Genomic DNA, 15,947 nt, shown 5'->3' with positions numbered 1-15,947 from the left:
AGAAAATCCCTGGTTTACGGGCGAAGCCGAATGAGGCGTGGTCACGGTGAACTCCTGGGTTGGTTGCTTTGCTGATGATGGTAGCCGCTGCAATGGGAGCAGGCTACGGGCAAAAAAAAGACCACCTCGCGGTGGCCTTGTCTAACGCTTGTTATTTTTGCTTGTTATGTTTTATATCCCCTGAAGGCAGCTCAATCTGAGGTTGACTTGCCTTTCGCCTCTTCCGGTGTTGTCACAGCAACACCGAGACTGTGGCTGATTGCGCCTGTGCGCGCATCCTCCAATTGGAGGAGGAAAATCGAAGTTGAAGAGGCGCTTAATGCAGGAAAACTTCAGGAGGCGGCCCCAACTGGCAGCCGCACCACAAACGATGCCCCTCCGCCGGGCCGGTCTTCGCAGCGCACGGTGCCGCCGTGGCGCACGGTGATGGATTTGACCAGCGCCAGACCAAGGCCAACGCCCCCCTCACGCTCGCTGGCGCCGGGCAGGCGATAGAAGGGTTCAAAAATTCTTTCGCGCTGATCGGGCGGGACGCCCGGCCCGCGATCGTTGACACGTATCACGGCCTGACGCTGCGCACCCGTCCCGGTTTGCTCCAGCTCCAGGGTAACTTCACCGGTGCTGTAGCGGCGCGCGTTTTCCAGCAGGTTGCGGATCAGGCGGCGTAGCAGGCGGGCCGATCCCTGCATGTTGACGGTTCGGTTTGGTGCGGCAGCACCCGGGTCGTCCGGCAGTTCGGCATTCAGTTCCACGTTAAGGCGCGCACACTCCTCGGCGGCAAGCCCCGTGAGGTCCAGCGTTTCAAACGGCTCAGCATCCGCCTGCCGCGCGTCGAGCCGACTGGCCAAAAGGATCTCGTCGATCAGCTGATCAAGCTCATTGATGCTCCGCGAAATCTCAATGCGCTGCGGCGTGGAGGCGTCCGTGCCCATGAGTTCAAGGCCCATGCGTATGCGGGCGAGAGGCGAGCGCAGTTCGTGAGAGGCATTCGCGAGCAAGGACTTATGGGAATCCATCAGCGTTTCAATCCGCTCCGCGGCGTGGTTGAAGCGTTCTGCCAAAAAAGCGACTTCATCACGCCCCTCAGCGTTGACCCGGGCCGAGAGGTCTCCCGCACCCCAGCGCTCAACCCCGCGTTGCAGGGCCTCCAGGCGCAGCGTGAGGCGCCGCATGATGGGGTAGGCCCCGACAGCCACCGCCAGACCAACCAGCACCAGCATCCAGCCAAAACCAAAGGGAAGGCGATTCCAGGGGTTGCCGGGCGGGCGCTGCGGGCGTGGCAGCACCAGATGCAGTGTCTCGCCGGATTTGGTCATCACGCTGAACTCCAGACCGTCGCGGGGTTTGCGATCAGGGCGGGTTTGCGTGGTGCCAATGATCTCGCCGCCATCGTTAAGGATCAGGACTTCACGTATCGGCAACAGGGGTGAGTCGGCGGTAAGACGCCAGGCCGCACCCACCAGAAAAGTCAGCACGATGACGGTGGCCACCACCGCAAGCCAGATGCGCACATACAAATGCGAGGCAATGCGGCGCCACATTTCGAAACGATCAGTCCTGTTGTTTGGCAAACACGTAGCCAACGCCACGCACGGTCAGAATGCGCTTGGGGTCTTTGGCGTCAAGCTCGATGGCGTTGCGGATGCGGCCCATGTGTACATCGATGGACCGGTCAAATGCCTCCAGTTCACGGCCGCGCACGGCTTCCATGATCTGGTCGCGCGTGAGCACCCGCCCGGCACGCTCGGCCATGGCCACCAGCAAATCAAACTGATAGGACGTCAAATCACAAACGCGGCCCGATACCGACACCGCGCGTGCGTCACGATCAATGTCCAGAGAGCCGAAGCGCATGGTCTTGTGGCTTCCCGCGGCCTGGCCAAGCTCTGCACCGCGACGCAATACCGCGCGGATGCGGGCCAGCAGTTCACGGGGTTCAAAAGGTTTCGGCAGGTAGTCGTCGGCGCCAATTTCCAGACCAACAATACGGTCCATCGGGTCACCTTTGGCGGTCAACATCAGCACTGCTGTGCGGGCCGAGTCTCCGCCCATTGCCTTGATGCGCCGACAGACTTCAAGGCCGTCCATGTCGGGCAGCATCAAGTCCAGAATCACCAAGTCGGGTTTGCGCGCTTCCAGCGCCTCCAGCCCCTTCGTGCCGTCAGCAGCGTGGGTAAAACCATAACCCGACTGACGCAAATATTCGCCCACCATGGTCGCAAGACGGGTGTCATCCTCGATCATCAAAAGTTGCTGGGTCATGGCTTGGCTCGCTGAGCGGGTGGGAGAGTTCTGTTCAGTGTAGCCACTCGCAGCGGGACCTGCCTCACCGGTGAGGACGTTGTCGCCCAAAAACGGGCTTGAGCCGGCGGCGGCCAACTTGTTCTCGCGGTTCTCACTCATGGGGGATCCTTTTGAAAGTCAATGTCCTCCATGGTGCGCAGGGGCCAACAAGTCGTGTTGAAGGCGCTGTAAAGATAGGTAAACCGTCGCGCGCAACCGGGCGCTACTGTATTGATAGCAAGCTACTCCCGTTGATCAAGGGCGGGGTGGCGATTTCATTCGAGAGGCCAGCCAGACAAGCAACAGGACGGGCACGCCGAGGAAAGCCGTCGCTGTGAAGAAGTTGCTGTAGCCGTAGGCGTCAACATACACGCCGGAGTAGCCGGCCAGAAACTTCGGCAGGAGCAGCATCATGGAGCTGAACAGCGCGTACTGCGTGGCTGAATAATTGATGTTGGTCAGGCTCGACAAATAGGCAATAAATGCAGCCGATGCAATGCCGCTGGACAGGTTGTCGGCCGAGACCACGAAGATCAGCGCCTGCACGTCGTGACCGCGTGAGCCCAGCCAGGCAAACAGCAGATTGGTGGCGGCACTCAGTACGGCGCCTAGCATCAACACCCGCATCACACCGAAACGCATGGCCAGTACGCCACCCAGAAATGCGCCTACCAACGTCATGATCACGCCATAGATTTTGGTGACAGCTGCCACTTCATCCTTGGTGTATCCCATGTCGACGTAGAAGGGGTTGGCCATGATGCCCATCACCACATCGCTGATGCGATAGACGGCAATCAGGCCGAGAATCAGTGCCGCCTGTTTGCCGTAACGGCGCAGAAAATCTGCAAAGGGGTCGACCAGGGCGGTTCTAAGCCATTCGGCAGCGTTGCGTGCCGGGGCAAGTACGCGCGCAGCGGGCTCTGGCGAAAACAGCACCGTCAGCATGCCCACGAGCATGGAAGCAGCCATTGCCAGATAAGCCGTCTGCCACGCGCCGTGCTGATACGCACCGGCGTTGGGGACTTCAGCGCGGGCCGCAATCCACAGCACCCCCGCACCCGCCCAGATCATGGCGATGCGATAACCAGTTTGGTAAGCCGCCGCCAGAGCCGCCTGGCGCGGTGTGTCGGCCGACTCGATGCGAAAGGCGTCCAGCGCAATGTCCTGCGTGGCCGATGCAAAAGCCACGGCCAGGGCGCACCACACCACAGGCATCAAGGATTGCTTGGGATCGGTCAGTGCCATGCCGACCAGGGACGCCATGATCACGGTCTGCGACAGCAACAGCCAGCTGCGCCGCCGTCCCAGAAGACGCGTGAGTATGGGGATGGGCAGGCGGTCCACCAGCGGTGCCCACACCCATTTGAATCCGTAGGCCAGCCCCACCCAACTCAGAAAGCCGATGGTTGTGCGGTCAACACCCGCCTCGCGCAGCCAAAAGCTCAGGGTGCCAAACACCAGCAACAGTGGCAACCCTGCTGAAAAACCCAGCAGCAACATGCGCAGGGTTGGCGCCTCCAGATAAACCCGGAGTGTCTGAGCCCACCCGGGTCTGTCGGCTGGGGACGGGGCTGGCGCGTTGGCTGAAAGGTTGACCCCGGAATGCGGCGGCGGCTTACGCGAGTCTGAAGGCTGGTCGGGTATGGTCTCGCTCATGCGGGAATAATACGCCCGCCCCAATTTTTGAAATACGCCTCTACTTTGGAGATGGCCCATGAAATTAGCATCGAGTCTTGCCCTGACGTTGGTTTTGTTGCTGGGCGCGGCCCCGGCCATGGCGCAGCGCGAGGGGGTGGAGGTTGGTAAAAACTCCGGCTTCACCAAGCTGGTTCCGGCTGAACAAATTGAGCAGGCTTCCCAGCAGCAGTACGCCAAGATGATGCAGGAGGCCGCCAGCAAAAATGCGCTGGCACCCGCTGGTCACCCCCAGTTGCAGCGGCTGCGCCGCATTGCCCAGCGGGTCATTCCCCACGCGATCGCGTGGAATCCGCGCGCCAAAGGCTGGCAGTGGGAGGTCAACCTGATTGGCAGCCAGCAGATCAATGCCTTTTGTATGCCTGGTGGAAAGATCGCTTTCTACACCGGCATCATTGAACAGCTCAAGCTCAGCGACGACGAAGTTGCGATGATCATGGGTCACGAAATGGCACACGCGCTGCGTGAGCACGCACGCGAGCGCATGGGCAAGTCGGCGGCCACCAGCATGGGCGCCAGTGTGCTGTCGCAGCTGTTCGGCCTCGGTGATCTGGGCCAAACAGTTGCCAGCATCGGTGTGGACCTGATTAATTTACGTTTCGGCCGTGAAGACGAATCCGAAGCTGATCTGGTAGGTATGGAGCTGGGCGCAAGAGCCGGTTTTGATCCACGTGCCGGCATCACCCTCTGGCAAAAAATGGGCGCGGCCAATAAAGGCGCGCCGCCGCAGTGGTTGAGCACCCACCCTGCTGGCGCCACCCGCATTGCCGATATGGAGCGCAACTTGCCACGAGTCCTTCCCTTATACGAACGGGCCCGCAAGAGCTGAGGGCTTGAGGCGTCGCGGCGAGTGATGTCCATCATTGCAAAACTTCGGCGCGACATGGTTTAATCAATTCAAACCATGATGAAGCCTGCGGACGTTCGGAGACCTTTTCCCCTTGCGGGTATCGCAGGGCCAGGGTGCGCCCCATGAGTTCGCCGCAGGAAGAATTCCAGAAATTCCTCGCTGACCAGCGTGCCGAATATAAAAGCGGCTTGCCGGGAAAGATGGCAGAGATCCGCGCGCTCTGGCACGAGGTCAATGAACACGCTGATGTGGTCAAGCCGATGAAGGATCTTGAGCGGATGGCCCACACACTGGCGGGCACCGCTGGCACTCTGGGCTTTCGCGATGTGGGTACGGCCGCCAAGGCCCTGGAATTGCTGGTCGAACACGCGCTTGAAGCAGGGGCTGATCTCACGCTAACCCAGCGCTCGGAGATTGCCCAGGCAATCGACACGCTGCAGGTCAGCCTCCCTGCCGCATGAAGGAAACTGCATTGCTTCCTCAAATCTGGTGCCGTTCAGGTTGCGGCGCGGCGGTTTCCACTTCATACTTTGCACCCAAGCCGCTGGCGATTCATTCGCAGCGCGCCTTGACATTACCGGATTGATCACAAGGACCACGAATGACAAAACCACTTGCCCGAATCCTCTACGTTGAAGACGAGCCTGATATTCGTGCGGTTGCGCAGATGGCCCTGGAGGCTGTAGGCGGTTTTGTGGTTGTGGCCTGCGCATCGGGCAGCGAGGCGCTTGCCGCCGCTCCCAATGCGAACGCCGATTTGCTGTTGCTCGACGTCATGATGCCGGGCATGGATGGACCCAGTACCCTGAAGGCCTTGCGCGACATGCCAGCCACGGCAAATACCCCGGTGATCTTCATGACCGCCAAGGTGCAGGCCACTGAAATTGCCCAGTACCGCGAACTGGGTGCCATTGATGTGATTCACAAGCCGTTTGATCCGATGGAGCTCTCGGCGCAGATCCAGCGCATTTGGGCCGAAAAGGGCGCCTAATGAGGCGCACGTGCTGGTTTCCGCACCTCTTTACCCGGACATTGCGCCACACCACTTGAAGCTCGCGCAGCATTACGGACAATAGGGGCCGCTTATGCCTGATCCCGGTCCCCCGCACTTGCCAGACTCCTCCGCGACGACTGCCTCAACCGACCCGGGTTCACTCTCCGCGTGGGCTCCCTTGCACTCGCCTTCGTTCCGTTTGTTGTGGAGCACCTGGCTGGCAGCAAATATCTGCATGTGGATGAACGACGTGGCATCCGCATGGCTGATGACCTCACTCACCACCTCCCCCGTGATGGTGGCCCTGGTTCAGTCCGCCTCAACCTTGCCGGTGTTTTTGCTTGGCCTGCCCAGCGGCGCGCTCGCCGATATTCTGGATCGCAGGCGTTATCTGATCATCACCCAGTTCTGGCTGGCCGCCGTGGCCGTGTTGCTGTGTGTGGCCACCTTTGCGGGCGTCATGACCGCGCCTCTGTTGCTGGCCCTGACTTTTGCCAATGGTGTGGGCCTGGCGATGCGCTGGCCGGTGTTCGCTGCGACCGTGCCAGAGCTGGTGCCCAGACCGCAGTTGCCCGCCGCGCTTGCACTCAATGGTGTTGCCATGAATGCGTCGCGCATCATTGGCCCGCTGGTGGCTGGCGCCCTGATTGCCGGCGCAGGCAGCACCTATGTGTTTGTCCTGAATGCCGTGCTGTCACTTGCGTCCGGCTTTGTGATCATGCGCTGGCACCGCGAGCATGTGCCAAGCCCGCTAGGCCGCGAGCGGCTGGTGAGCGCCATGCGAGTTGGCGTGCAGTATGTACGCCAGTCCGCCCGACTGCGTGCGGTGCTGCTTCGTGTGGCCCTGTTTTTTTTCCACTCTACCGCCTTGCTCGCCTTGCTGCCCCTTGTGGCGAGGGAATTGCAGGGCGGCGCGGGAACATTCACGCTGTTGCTGGCGTCCATGGGCGTAGGCGCGATCGTTGTCGCGTTGTGCCTTCCGCAGTTGCGCCGCGCCTTTTCACGGGACTCGCTGGTGTTGGGTGGCATGCTGCTGCAGTCCCTGGCCACAGCCGTCGTTGCGCTGATTCCCAATGTCTACGTGGCTGCATTGGCCATGATGCTGGCCGGTGCGGCGTGGATCACCACGGCCAACACGCTTAGCGTGTCGGCGCAGCTGGCCTTGCCCGACTGGGTTCGGGCGCGCGGCATGTCGATTGTCCAAATGGCGATCATGGGCGCCAGCGCATTGGGCGCCGCTGTCTGGGGCCAGGTTGCCACGCTCAGCAGCGTGCCGACCAGCATGCTGATAGCTGCCATGACCGGGATGGTGGCGATCATGATCACCCAGCTGCTGCTGCGTGATCGCAGTATTGAAGAGGACCTGACCCCATCGCGCGTGTTCAAGGCGCCAAGCGCCGAGGCGCCGCCTTTGAGCGGGCACGTTCGCATCACGATTGAGTACCGCATTGACCCGGCCCGCGCAGACGAGTTTCGGGCGCTGATGCAGGAGAGCCGTCGCAGCCGCTTGCGGCAGGGTGCGCTGGCCTGGGAACTGCTGCGGGACATCACGGAGCCCGGCAGGTACATCGAGCTCATCACCGACGAGTCATGGACTGAACACCTTCGCCGGTTTGACCGCGTCACCGCCGTCGATGTGGCGCTGCGTGACCGCAAGCTGGCTTTTCATCTGGGGGAGTCGCCACCGGTGATCACGCGTTGCGTGGTGGAGGGCTGAATGGCCTGCCAGGCCCGATGCGCGTCACCGCCTTGATGCGCTGCATCATCGATTCGTAGAGAAATCGCCTTCCTGTCCATATGACTCGCGCGGAATGCGCTATGAAGTTGATAGCGTTTAAAGGGTCGGTACCAGCAAGTCTTCCATGTGTTGCAGCAAGTGTGCCTCCGATATGCCGACCCGCTTGCGCAAGCTGACGTCGATCAGTCGGCCGCGCGGTGCGTGCTCTCCAGCCGCGCCGCGGATTTGAAGACGACCCGTGGTTTCCAGCTCTTCCAGAATGGCTTCCTGCGACGGGTCGAGATTGAGGTCGATTCTGTAACTCACCCGCATGGCGGACCCTGCATTGCTGGGGCAGCTGGTCAAATAGCCGCGCTCGGCGTCCCTGCAGAATTCGAGATGGTTTGCCAGGTGCGTCATGACGGCATTCATTGCCTGGGAGCATGCAGCAATTGATGCGCCGGGCAGAATCACTGCAACGCGCAGATGGTCTTCTTCATTGATCCACACCGAGACTTGTTTTGTGCACGTGTTGAAGACGCTGCGGCCAATCGGCCAGTCTGCATGAATATTGGCTGAGGCCATGTATGGGTCATCAGGCCCGAACGCCAGGCCTCTTGAAACCATGGAGACCAACTTCGGGCCTGGTAGCTCGCCCAGTCGCCTGATCCACCCGCCAAATTCAGGCACCAGCGCACCGCATGCGCGAGTGATCTTTGCCTCCACACTGAGTCGCTCCATCCTCGTCATGCCGGCCGGAAACACATGCCCGACAAGATTTCGTGCCACCCGGATTCTGGTGGATACGACCGCTCTCGGGTTCAGACGAGGTCGGTCATCGCGGTCCGCGTGGCAGGGCGGCTTAAAGTGCTGGAGGATGGGGTCAAACAGCTCACAGAAAACCGCGTAGCTCTGTGGGTCAGGCGCGTAGACGCCGATCAAGCTGTCCGGATGGCGCGTGCCCGCGCGAGTCACGTCCTCAAGCCGGAAACCGTTGGGTGTCACCCGCTGTGACAGCTCCGCGCGGGTCGTGTCATCCAGAAAGCGGGTGAGCAGGGACACCTTGATGAGGTTCAGGGCGCAGCGCAGTAGTCGTCAGTATCCTGTTGCGCGATAACGGTTGCCGGGGTGTTGGCCTGGACCAGGAATTCAGAAGCACCGTAGTGATTAGGCCTGGCGTTGACCGGGTTCCAGTCGTAGGTGTAACCCAGCCGGGTGAAGGGATAGCCAGGTCCTGCCGGGCCGCCCACCACAAACGAGTCCGCCATTTGCCTGAGAACATAGTCGCGCACATCCGGCGCGCTGTTGGCCTGGATGCCAACAGTACAGACGGGGCTTTGCGGGTTGGTTTCATCAATGCCCAGACAGGGCCTGTCGAGACGTTCGCGAGCGACCTCCATGGTGACGAATCGCGCCTTGCGAAATTGAGGCGGAGGGTCCAGAGGCAGCCCCAGCAGTTGTTCCAGACGCTGGCGCAGGGCATTGCCACGCAATCCCCAGGCGCTGCAGCGGGCACGCACTTCACCGGCCAGCGTGACCCAGATGGGGGCCGGGGGTGTGGTGGTTGGGCAAGCTGACTCTGGTGGTTTGCAGGGCATGCGATTTTCAGTCACCCAGGACACCACCCGGACCTTGTCACCCGCTGGCAGGGGCATGAGGGGACTTACTTTGCGGGGACTCGCCACGGCTGCGTCTGCAATGGCAGCTTCATAAAGGGCAGTTGTGGAGCTGTCCCGTGGCGCGACGGTTGCGCAGCCGGACATGGCCAGCGCGATGATCCACATGAGAGCAAAACCCGCAGGGCGGGCGCGACGGTGCAGACTGGATTTCATGTTTTTCCCCTCATAAATTCAAGCCGGGCCCGTGAGTCGGCAATGGTGGCAAAAAGCTGCGGTACCAGGTTGGCATTGGCCAGCGGCCCGTTGGCCGACAGGCGCCGCATGGCAGTCGCCTTGATGTCCGACAGCTCTCTTTGCAGCGCATCTTTCTGTTCATGCGAAAGCAGTCCGTCGGGTGATGCGTCGATGCTGCTGTCTACCGCAAGCGCACGTTCCGCCAAACCGACGAAAAACGCATCGTCCGTTTCAGGCTTGGCTTCCTCAGGGGGGGCGCCCTTGAACCATTTGAACACCACGATCAGCGTCGACGCCACAGAAAGAATCAGGCCGAAAAGCGATTCGATCTTTTTAAGGGTCGCCTGGGAAAGAAAGGGATTCTTGCGGTCCATGAACAAGCGGGTGCCGCTGGACAGGGGATAGTTGGAGGATTCGAGGATGTTGTCTTCGTCAAATTTCATCTTCAGCCGCATCTGAAGGCCCGGGCTGTAGACGCCTTCCAGCACTTTGAATACCGCACGCGGGTCCAGGTTGGAGTTGGCGACGAGCTGCAGATTGACGCCCACTGTTTTGACGTCACGCGGAGGCACGGGAGGCTGAACGCTGTACATGTAGGCCATTACTTTGGTGTCCGCTACCCAGCCCTGCCGCAGGGCCAACGCACTGGGGAATGGAATCTCCAGCAGGCTGTAGCCGTGTTGCCTGACGATGTAGTCCGCGATGTTGGACGGCGCAAACGATGTGATGACAATAACGTCCGGCATGCGGTCCTTGCGCAGTGCCAGCAAATCCTCGGTGCTCAGGTTGGTTTCAACATAGTCGACACCATCGTGCATGCCTGAAAATGCCAGCAGTTGTTTGGCGATGACCCGCGTGCCACCCTTTTTGCTGCCCAGGTTGATGCGCATGCCCCGCATGCCTGCTATGTCCTTGATGTCAGGGCGCACCAGGAAGTGCAGCAGTTCGGGGGCAAGGTTGGCAACGTGGCTCACGTTCGGATAGGGCAGTTCCAGACCGCCCTGTATCAGCGCGAAGTCCAGCTTGCCTTCGGACACCTCGGCCAGCGCTTCTTGCGATCCTTCAGAGGGTAACACGTCAAGACTCACCCCATTGGGCAAGACCTCGTCACGCAAGGCACCCGCAAGGTAGTGCCTGTTGCCCAGGATATCGCCGCCCGTGATTCTCATCGAATAGGTTCTGGGCAACACCTCGTAGACATAGTGGCCGGCGATGCCCAGCAACACCAGGATCAGCAGAAAGGCCAGGGTCTTGCGCAGGCGTTCATTGCGCTGCACCCGCTTGAGCCAGTCGTTCAGTATTCCGCGTGCTTCGTTGGTCAAGACGATGATCCTTGAGGGGTTAGCGGACCGGAATAAATCCGGTGCGGTGCACGATGGCCTGACCCTCAGCCGATTCGGCGAGGGCAATGAAATCGAGCGCTTGCTGACGCGCCACACCGTAAGTCATGAGGTAAAGCGATCGCTTGTACCGATAGCGGCCGCTCAGGATGGTTTCACGCGTGATCGGAATGTTGTCAATTTCCAGGGCAACAATGTCGTTCGGCAGGCCGCCGTCGTCGGTGGCAACACAGCCTATGGCGTACGGGTTCTGGCGAATCGCCGCCAGCAACTCATCTTTTGTTTTTTTGAACCGCGCCTGTAGCGCCAGGTCGGCACCTCCCAGAACAACCTCGCTGACATAACGGGTGGTTGGGTAGTCGCGCGGACGCATCAGCACTTCAATGGGGATGTCGGCTCCTCCGAGCGTCTTCCAGTTGTCGATCTTGCCGTGCAGGATATCGCGCACCAGCTCATGCCGTAGCTGCCGTAGCGGATTGCGCGCGCTGACCACCACGGCGATGGCATCCCTTGCAATGAGATGGTTGTGGGCATGTGGTTCGGCTTCTGCGCCTTCAAGATCGCGCGCCATGGCGGCGATGTCGATGGAATGGCGTTTGGCTGCCAGCAGGCCCTGCAATGACCCGCCCCTCTCGACTATGACTTTAACGCCGTACTGTTTTTCAAATTCCTTGCCCAACGCAACGTTGAGGTCATACATCGCAGACGTGCCGCCGATGAGCAGTGCATTGTGCCGGGCGGGCGCACGTCGGGTCTGCAGCCATTTCCATGCAGGATAAGCAGTGAGTGCAGCGGTGCCTGCCACAAGGCCGGCGGCAAGATGGCGTCTTTTCATTTGGCGACCGGCAAGGCAAAGACCGAGTTGGATATCGGTAAAGACAGGTTGTTGACGAAGTGCAGAAACTTCTGCACCTCGGGTGACGGTTTTTCACGCGTGACAAACATCAGCGGAGCGGTCAGCGTGTAGCGACCGCTGAGCACGCTGTCTGCACCAGCCATCACCTTGTCAACCGACAGGACTTTCAGGGCTCGGTCCTTCAGTGATTCGGTTGCCAGATACGTAATACCGAAGGGGTCGCCGCTCACACCCGCAATCCTTTGCTCCAGCTCGGCGTTGCGGGCCCGCGGCGTGAAGGTATCGGCGTCGCCCAGAATTTTTTCGTGCCATGTGTTGGTGATGCCATCGCCGGGCGGGCCGATATAGACATTGATGGGCGCATTTTTCCCGCCGACCGCATTCCAGTTGGTGATGCGCCCCGTAAAAATCTCGCGCAGCTGGATGGTGCTGAGATCGTTGACCGGATTGGTGAAGTGCACGGCTGCTGCCATCGCCACCCGCCGAAACGGGACATTGACCAGTTTCACGCCACTTCGGGTGATCTCATCGAGGGTTTCTTCAGAAGGTGCGCCGCTGACCATGGCTACATCGGCCGTATTGTCCAGCAGCGTGATGTATCCGCGGGACGTTCCGCCTCCGCTGACCACCACCGTGGTGGAAGGGTGGGTGCGCATGTACTGCTCGGCCAGCGATTGCACGATGGTCCCAAATGTTGTCGAGCCGCGGATGTGCACCGTGCGGTGGTCCTGAGTGACCTGGGCCCGGGCAGAAGCAGCCGTGAGCAGTAGGGCAAACACGAGTGCTGTCCCTGAAATGACCTCGAGCCACACCGGTAGCGCACGGGCGTGTTGCCAACCGTCATGGAATGCGGATAGTTTCATTTTTTATTTCTGCGATCGCGCAAGGTCGGCGTGGACTACCCGGCCGATGCCTCAACTCCCCCGGCACAGGCGGATGGTACCTTGACGCAGGGCTTCAGGCCAGTGATTGCGCCAACGCCGCCTCGAAGCGGGCCACTTCTTCATCCAGAGAACCGCAGCCGCGGAAATCACGCCTGGCTTTGCCGTACCAGTACGCGGCGTTTTCCAGATCGCCTTGCTGAATGTGCAGAATGCCGTGCAGCCAGGCACCCAGCTCTGAGTGGTCCTCTTGCGCCAGGCGATGGGCCTCGTCCCAGCGTCCCGCGCGAACATGAACAAGAGCCTGGCCAAGTTGGGTCATGGTGGGTGTTTCCTGGGGGTGGAGCGGTCACAATTCCAGGCCGTAGTCCACGGTAATGGGCGCGTGATCTGAAAAGCGCTGCGCCTTGTAGATGGTTTCGCTTTGCGCGAGGGCCGCCATCGCCGGTGTAGCCAAGTGATAGTCCAGGCGCCAGCCGACGTTTTTGGCGTAGGCCTGACCACGGTTACTCCACCAGGTGTAAGCAGCATCGGTGGTGGTGGGCTGAAGCATGCGATAGACATCAACCATGCCGCCACCGCGTGTGGCGTTTTGCGTGGGTTGGCCCGAACCGTCTGTGAGGTCTTCCAGCGCGCCTTCAGCTGCCTGGGCTTCGGACGGGCTCAATAGGCGGGTCATCCATGCGCGCTCTTCCGGCAAGAACCCGCTGTTTTTTTTGTTGCCCTTGAAGTTTTTCAGATCGATCTCCTGGTGCGCGATGTTCACGTCGCCGCACAGGACAAAGTCGCGGGTCTCTTTCAATTTGGCAAGGTAAGGGTAAAACTCAGCCAGAAAGCGGAATTTGGCCGCCTGCCGCTCTTCTCCAGAAGAGCCGCTCGGAAAGTAGCAGCTGATGATGGACAGCTTGGGTGCATGCTTTCGGGCCGGGCGGTCAAAGCGCAGTTCAACATAACGGCCCTCGGAGTCAAACTCTGTCGAGCCATAGCCGGTGATCACGTCTGTGGGCTCGTGACGGCTGTACACCGCGACGCCGGAGTAACCCTTTTTCTCGGCAAAGTGAAAGTGGCCTTTGAGCCCGGCGATTTCTTCGAAGCGGCCAGCGATGTCAGCGGCCTGCGCCTTGAGCTCCTGCACACAAATACAATCCGGTTGGGTCTGGGCCACCCACTCCTGCATGCCCTTGGTAGCTGCGGAGCGAATGCCGTTGAGGTTCAGGCTGGTTAATTTAAACATGGGATTTCCAATGACGCTAACAACAGGATCGGCTTGCCAGACCTCAACACACAGCAGCCAAACCGCAGAGGGCCGGGCGCTGGCTCAGGAATTCGTGCAGTTTGCCATTGAGTCGGGTGTGCTGCGGTTTGGCGAATTCAAGACCAAGGCTGGTCGCATGAGCCCCTACTTTTTCAATGCAGGTTTGTTTGACGACGGTGCCAAGCTGAGCCGGCTGGCGCAATTTTATGCGCGCGGTTTGCTGCTGGAGGAAAAGCAAAGTGGTCTTCAGTTCGACATGATTTTTGGCCCGGCTTACAAGGGCATTCCGCTGGCGGCGGCTGTCGCCATTGAGCTGGCGCGGCTGGGCCGCAACCTCCCGTTTGCCTACAACCGCAAGGAAGCCAAGGACCACGGAGAAGGCGGCACGCTGGTGGGCGCCAAGGTTCAGGGTCGGGTGCTGATTGTGGACGACGTGATATCGGCGGGCACCGCCACCCGCGAGTCCATCGCCATCATCAAGGCTGCGGGCGCCATTCCCCATGCGGTGGCGATTGCCCTGGACCGCCAGGAAAAGGCCATCGAAAACGGGCAGGACGTCAACCACAGCGCCGTGCAATTCGTTAGCAGGGAACTGGGTCTACAGGTTTTCGCGATTGCCCGTCTGACGGATTTGTTGCAGTATCTAAATGAAGCGGGCAAAACCTCCAAAACCGAACACATGTCCAGAGAAGACCTTCAGTTGAATTTCCAGCGTGTGCTGGATTACCGACAGCGCTACGGCGTTGATTAAGGCTCCCATTGCAGCTGCACACCCGGCGGATCACTCAAACAGGCTTTGCAACATGGCTGGCCTGTTGCGCCGAGATCGCTGCAGCGCAGGGTATCTATTCCTGTGTTGATGCCAAGGGCCGCAAAATCACGGCAGACCGCCCGGTGCCCGAGTGCAGTGACCGCGTGCAAAAAGAATTGAGGCCTTCAGGGTCTGTCAAACGCATGGTGGCTCCGGTGCCGACCGCGCAGGAGCGAGCTGCTCAGGAAGAAAAAGACAAAAGGGCCGCCGAGGCTGCAGCGAGAGAGGTCGAGGAAAAACGCCGTGACCGTGCCCTGCTGTTGCGCTACCCCGCGCGAGATGTGCACGACAAAGAGCGCGCGAATGCCCTGGGGCAGATCGACGAGGTCATCAAGGCTGCGAGTAAACGCACGACTGAGCTGGGCGAGCAACGCAAAGCCATCAACACGGACTTTGAGTTCTACAAAAGCGATCCAGCGAAAGCGCCGGCGCCGCTGAAAAGGCGCCTTGAGGAAAACGAAAGCAGCCTTTCCGTGCAGAAACGCTTTATTGCCGAGCAGGAGATGGAGAAGCGACGGGTCACTATGCGCTTTGACGAAGAGCTGGTTAAGCTCAGGCAGCTTTGGACGCTTTCGGGCGCCGTGGCGGCGCCGAAGGCCCTTGGGAGTGCTCCGGCCGGAAAATAATGATGAAAAGCGGCTCTCGCCCTTTTTAATCGGGCGCCAAGCGCTATTGTTTTAATAGCGATAGCGATAGCGATAGCGGATCGGGCGCATTCAACCCAATTTCTTCTTCAGCAGTTCATTCACCTGCGCAGGATTGGCTTTGCCCTTCGTGGCTTTCATGGCCTGGCCCACCAGCGCGTTCATGGCCTTTGCATTGCCAGCCTTCACCTCTTCCACGTTTTTCGCGTTGGCAGCGAGGACGTCATCGATAATTTTTTCGAGCTCGCCCGTGTCGTTCATTTGTTTGAGGCCTTTGGCTTCGATGATGGCTTCAACATCCGTGCCATCGCCCGTCCAAAGCGCATCTAATACCTGCTTGGCGGCACTGTTCGAGATAGTCCCAAGCATCACTTCCGACAGAATTTTCCCCAGCTGAGTGGGAGATACGCATGACCTGTTCTCGTCTAGCCCGTCAGTGTTGAGTTTTTTGGCTAGTTCGCCCAACACCCAATTTGCTATCTGCTTCGCATAAAAATCATCACTCGCTTTTGCAGGATTGCCGACGCGTACCGCTGCCAGGGCCTCTTCGAAAAATCTCGCACGCCCTTTGCTCTGGGTCAGAGTTGTTGAGTCATAGTCCGACAGGTGGTAGTCCTGCGTAAAGCGCTCGGCCATCACACGGGGCAATTCCGACATCTCTGCCCGCGTTTTCTCCACCCAGTCCCGCCCAATAACCAATGGCGGCAAATCCGGATCGGGAAAGTAGCGATAGTCCGCCGCGTCTTCCTTGGTGCGCATGGCGCG

General features: G+C 60.0%; 16 protein-coding genes and 1 pseudogene. 6 read left to right on the top strand and 11 right to left on the bottom strand.

Annotated features, from left to right (window positions below; all coding sequences use genetic code 11):
• Positions 1–332: 332 nt before the first annotated feature.
• The 3 genes from VE934_RS16985 to VE934_RS16975 form a co-directional block, all read right to left on the bottom strand.
• Complete coding sequence (locus tag VE934_RS16985; RefSeq protein ID WP_324889708.1) at positions 333–1,541, bottom strand: ATP-binding protein; 1,209 nt, start codon at positions 1,539–1,541, stop codon at positions 333–335.
• A gap of 10 nt (positions 1,542–1,551) precedes the next feature.
• Positions 1,552–2,262: a response regulator transcription factor gene (locus tag VE934_RS16980; protein ID WP_324889710.1), complete on the bottom strand. Its 711-nt coding sequence runs from the start codon at positions 2,260–2,262 to the stop codon at positions 1,552–1,554.
• Between the two features lie 276 nt (positions 2,263–2,538).
• The gene (locus VE934_RS16975; RefSeq protein WP_324889706.1) at positions 2,539–3,942 is read right to left on the bottom strand and encodes an AmpG family muropeptide MFS transporter; all 1,404 of its coding nucleotides are present in this window, start codon (positions 3,940–3,942) and stop codon (positions 2,539–2,541) included.
• A 58-nt stretch (positions 3,943–4,000) separates the two neighbouring features.
• Between VE934_RS16975 and VE934_RS16970 the strand changes: the two genes are divergently transcribed.
• The 4 genes from VE934_RS16970 to VE934_RS16955 all read left to right on the top strand — a co-directional run bounded on the left by VE934_RS16970 (position 4,001) and on the right by VE934_RS16955 (position 7,542).
• Positions 4,001–4,810 (top strand): M48 family metallopeptidase, encoded by an 810-nt coding sequence (locus VE934_RS16970; RefSeq protein WP_324889704.1) that lies wholly within the window; start codon positions 4,001–4,003, stop codon positions 4,808–4,810.
• A 143-nt stretch (positions 4,811–4,953) separates the two neighbouring features.
• A complete protein-coding gene (locus VE934_RS16965) occupies positions 4,954–5,292 on the top strand; it encodes an Hpt domain-containing protein (protein ID WP_324889702.1) in 339 nt (112 codons plus the stop codon).
• Positions 5,293–5,432: 140 nt separating this feature from the next.
• Positions 5,433–5,822 (top strand): response regulator, encoded by a 390-nt coding sequence (locus tag VE934_RS16960; protein ID WP_324889700.1) that lies wholly within the window; start codon positions 5,433–5,435, stop codon positions 5,820–5,822.
• Positions 5,823–5,916: 94 nt separating this feature from the next.
• On the top strand, positions 5,917–7,542 hold the full coding sequence (locus VE934_RS16955; protein WP_324889698.1) for an MFS transporter: 1,626 nt from the start codon (positions 5,917–5,919) through the stop codon (positions 7,540–7,542).
• Positions 7,543–7,659: 117 nt separating this feature from the next.
• Here the strand turns inward: VE934_RS16955 and VE934_RS16950 are convergent, their stop codons facing one another.
• The 7 genes from VE934_RS16950 to VE934_RS16920 all read right to left on the bottom strand — a co-directional run bounded on the left by VE934_RS16950 (position 7,660) and on the right by VE934_RS16920 (position 13,706).
• Positions 7,660–8,604, bottom strand: a complete 945-nt coding sequence (locus VE934_RS16950; RefSeq protein ID WP_324889696.1) for a hypothetical protein — start codon at positions 8,602–8,604, stop codon at positions 7,660–7,662.
• 11 nt (positions 8,605–8,615) lie between these two features.
• Positions 8,616–9,374, bottom strand: coding sequence for a hypothetical protein (locus VE934_RS16945; RefSeq protein ID WP_324889694.1), 759 nt, complete (start codon positions 9,372–9,374; stop codon positions 8,616–8,618).
• Positions 9,371–10,717 carry a TAXI family TRAP transporter solute-binding subunit gene (locus VE934_RS16940; RefSeq protein WP_324889692.1) on the bottom strand — a complete coding sequence of 449 codons (1,347 nt, stop codon included), beginning with the start codon at positions 10,715–10,717 and terminating at the stop codon, positions 9,371–9,373. Before VE934_RS16940 ends, VE934_RS16945 begins: the two co-directional genes overlap by 4 nt.
• 19 nt (positions 10,718–10,736) lie before the next feature.
• Positions 10,737–11,570, bottom strand: coding sequence for a substrate-binding domain-containing protein (locus tag VE934_RS16935; RefSeq protein WP_324889690.1), 834 nt, complete (start codon positions 11,568–11,570; stop codon positions 10,737–10,739).
• Complete coding sequence (locus VE934_RS16930) at positions 11,567–12,454, bottom strand: phosphate ABC transporter substrate-binding protein (protein WP_324889688.1); 888 nt, start codon at positions 12,452–12,454, stop codon at positions 11,567–11,569. Before VE934_RS16930 ends, VE934_RS16935 begins: the two co-directional genes overlap by 4 nt.
• Positions 12,455–12,548: 94 nt before the next feature.
• A complete protein-coding gene (locus VE934_RS16925) occupies positions 12,549–12,794 on the bottom strand; it encodes a hypothetical protein (protein WP_324889686.1) in 246 nt (81 codons plus the stop codon).
• Positions 12,795–12,821: 27 nt separating this feature from the next.
• The gene (locus tag VE934_RS16920) at positions 12,822–13,706 is read right to left on the bottom strand and encodes an exodeoxyribonuclease III (protein WP_324889684.1); all 885 of its coding nucleotides are present in this window, start codon (positions 13,704–13,706) and stop codon (positions 12,822–12,824) included.
• Positions 13,707–13,716: 10 nt separating this feature from the next.
• Between VE934_RS16920 and pyrE the strand changes: the two genes are divergently transcribed.
• Together pyrE and VE934_RS16910 are read left to right on the top strand one after the other, a co-directional pair.
• The gene (gene pyrE / locus VE934_RS16915) at positions 13,717–14,478 is read left to right on the top strand and encodes an orotate phosphoribosyltransferase (RefSeq protein ID WP_324889682.1); all 762 of its coding nucleotides are present in this window, start codon (positions 13,717–13,719) and stop codon (positions 14,476–14,478) included.
• 8 nt (positions 14,479–14,486) lie between these two features.
• The gene (locus tag VE934_RS16910; RefSeq protein WP_324889679.1) at positions 14,487–15,164 is read left to right on the top strand and encodes a DUF4124 domain-containing protein; all 678 of its coding nucleotides are present in this window, start codon (positions 14,487–14,489) and stop codon (positions 15,162–15,164) included.
• A 90-nt stretch (positions 15,165–15,254) separates the two neighbouring features.
• Here VE934_RS16910 and gatB read toward each other — a convergent pair.
• Positions 15,255–15,947: pseudogene (gatB, locus tag VE934_RS16905) on the bottom strand (Asp-tRNA(Asn)/Glu-tRNA(Gln) amidotransferase GatCAB subunit B); the annotation flags it as partial.

Source organism: Polaromonas sp. (assembly GCF_035638815.1).
Lineage (GTDB): Bacteria > Pseudomonadota > Gammaproteobacteria > Burkholderiales > Burkholderiaceae_C > Polaromonas.
Note: the sequence above shows the minus strand (reverse complement) of the source record. Positions and strands in the feature narration are given on the sequence as shown.

Bases quoted from the DNA above. Each gene is read 5' to 3' on its own strand.
- VE934_RS16975 (WP_324889706.1), bottom strand. From the start codon at position 3,942: ATGAGCGAGACCATACCCGACCAGCCTTCAGACTCGCGTAAGCCGCCG.
- VE934_RS16960 (WP_324889700.1), top strand. From the start codon at position 5,433: ATGACAAAACCACTTGCCCGAATCCTCTACGTTGAAGACGAGCCTGAT.
- VE934_RS16970 (WP_324889704.1), top strand. From the start codon at position 4,001: ATGAAATTAGCATCGAGTCTTGCCCTGACGTTGGTTTTGTTGCTGGGC.
- VE934_RS16925 (WP_324889686.1), bottom strand. From the start codon at position 12,794: ATGACCCAACTTGGCCAGGCTCTTGTTCATGTTCGCGCGGGACGCTGG.
- VE934_RS16985 (WP_324889708.1), bottom strand. From the start codon at position 1,541: ATGTGGCGCCGCATTGCCTCGCATTTGTATGTGCGCATCTGGCTTGCG.
- VE934_RS16935 (WP_324889690.1), bottom strand. From the start codon at position 11,570: ATGAAAAGACGCCATCTTGCCGCCGGCCTTGTGGCAGGCACCGCTGCA.
- pyrE (WP_324889682.1), top strand. From the start codon at position 13,717: ATGACGCTAACAACAGGATCGGCTTGCCAGACCTCAACACACAGCAGC.
- VE934_RS16965 (WP_324889702.1), top strand. From the start codon at position 4,954: ATGAGTTCGCCGCAGGAAGAATTCCAGAAATTCCTCGCTGACCAGCGT.
- VE934_RS16920 (WP_324889684.1), bottom strand. From the start codon at position 13,706: ATGTTTAAATTAACCAGCCTGAACCTCAACGGCATTCGCTCCGCAGCT.
- VE934_RS16955 (WP_324889698.1), top strand. From the start codon at position 5,917: ATGCCTGATCCCGGTCCCCCGCACTTGCCAGACTCCTCCGCGACGACT.
- VE934_RS16945 (WP_324889694.1), bottom strand. From the start codon at position 9,374: ATGAAATCCAGTCTGCACCGTCGCGCCCGCCCTGCGGGTTTTGCTCTC.
- VE934_RS16980 (WP_324889710.1), bottom strand. From the start codon at position 2,262: ATGACCCAGCAACTTTTGATGATCGAGGATGACACCCGTCTTGCGACC.
- VE934_RS16930 (WP_324889688.1), bottom strand. From the start codon at position 12,454: ATGAAACTATCCGCATTCCATGACGGTTGGCAACACGCCCGTGCGCTA.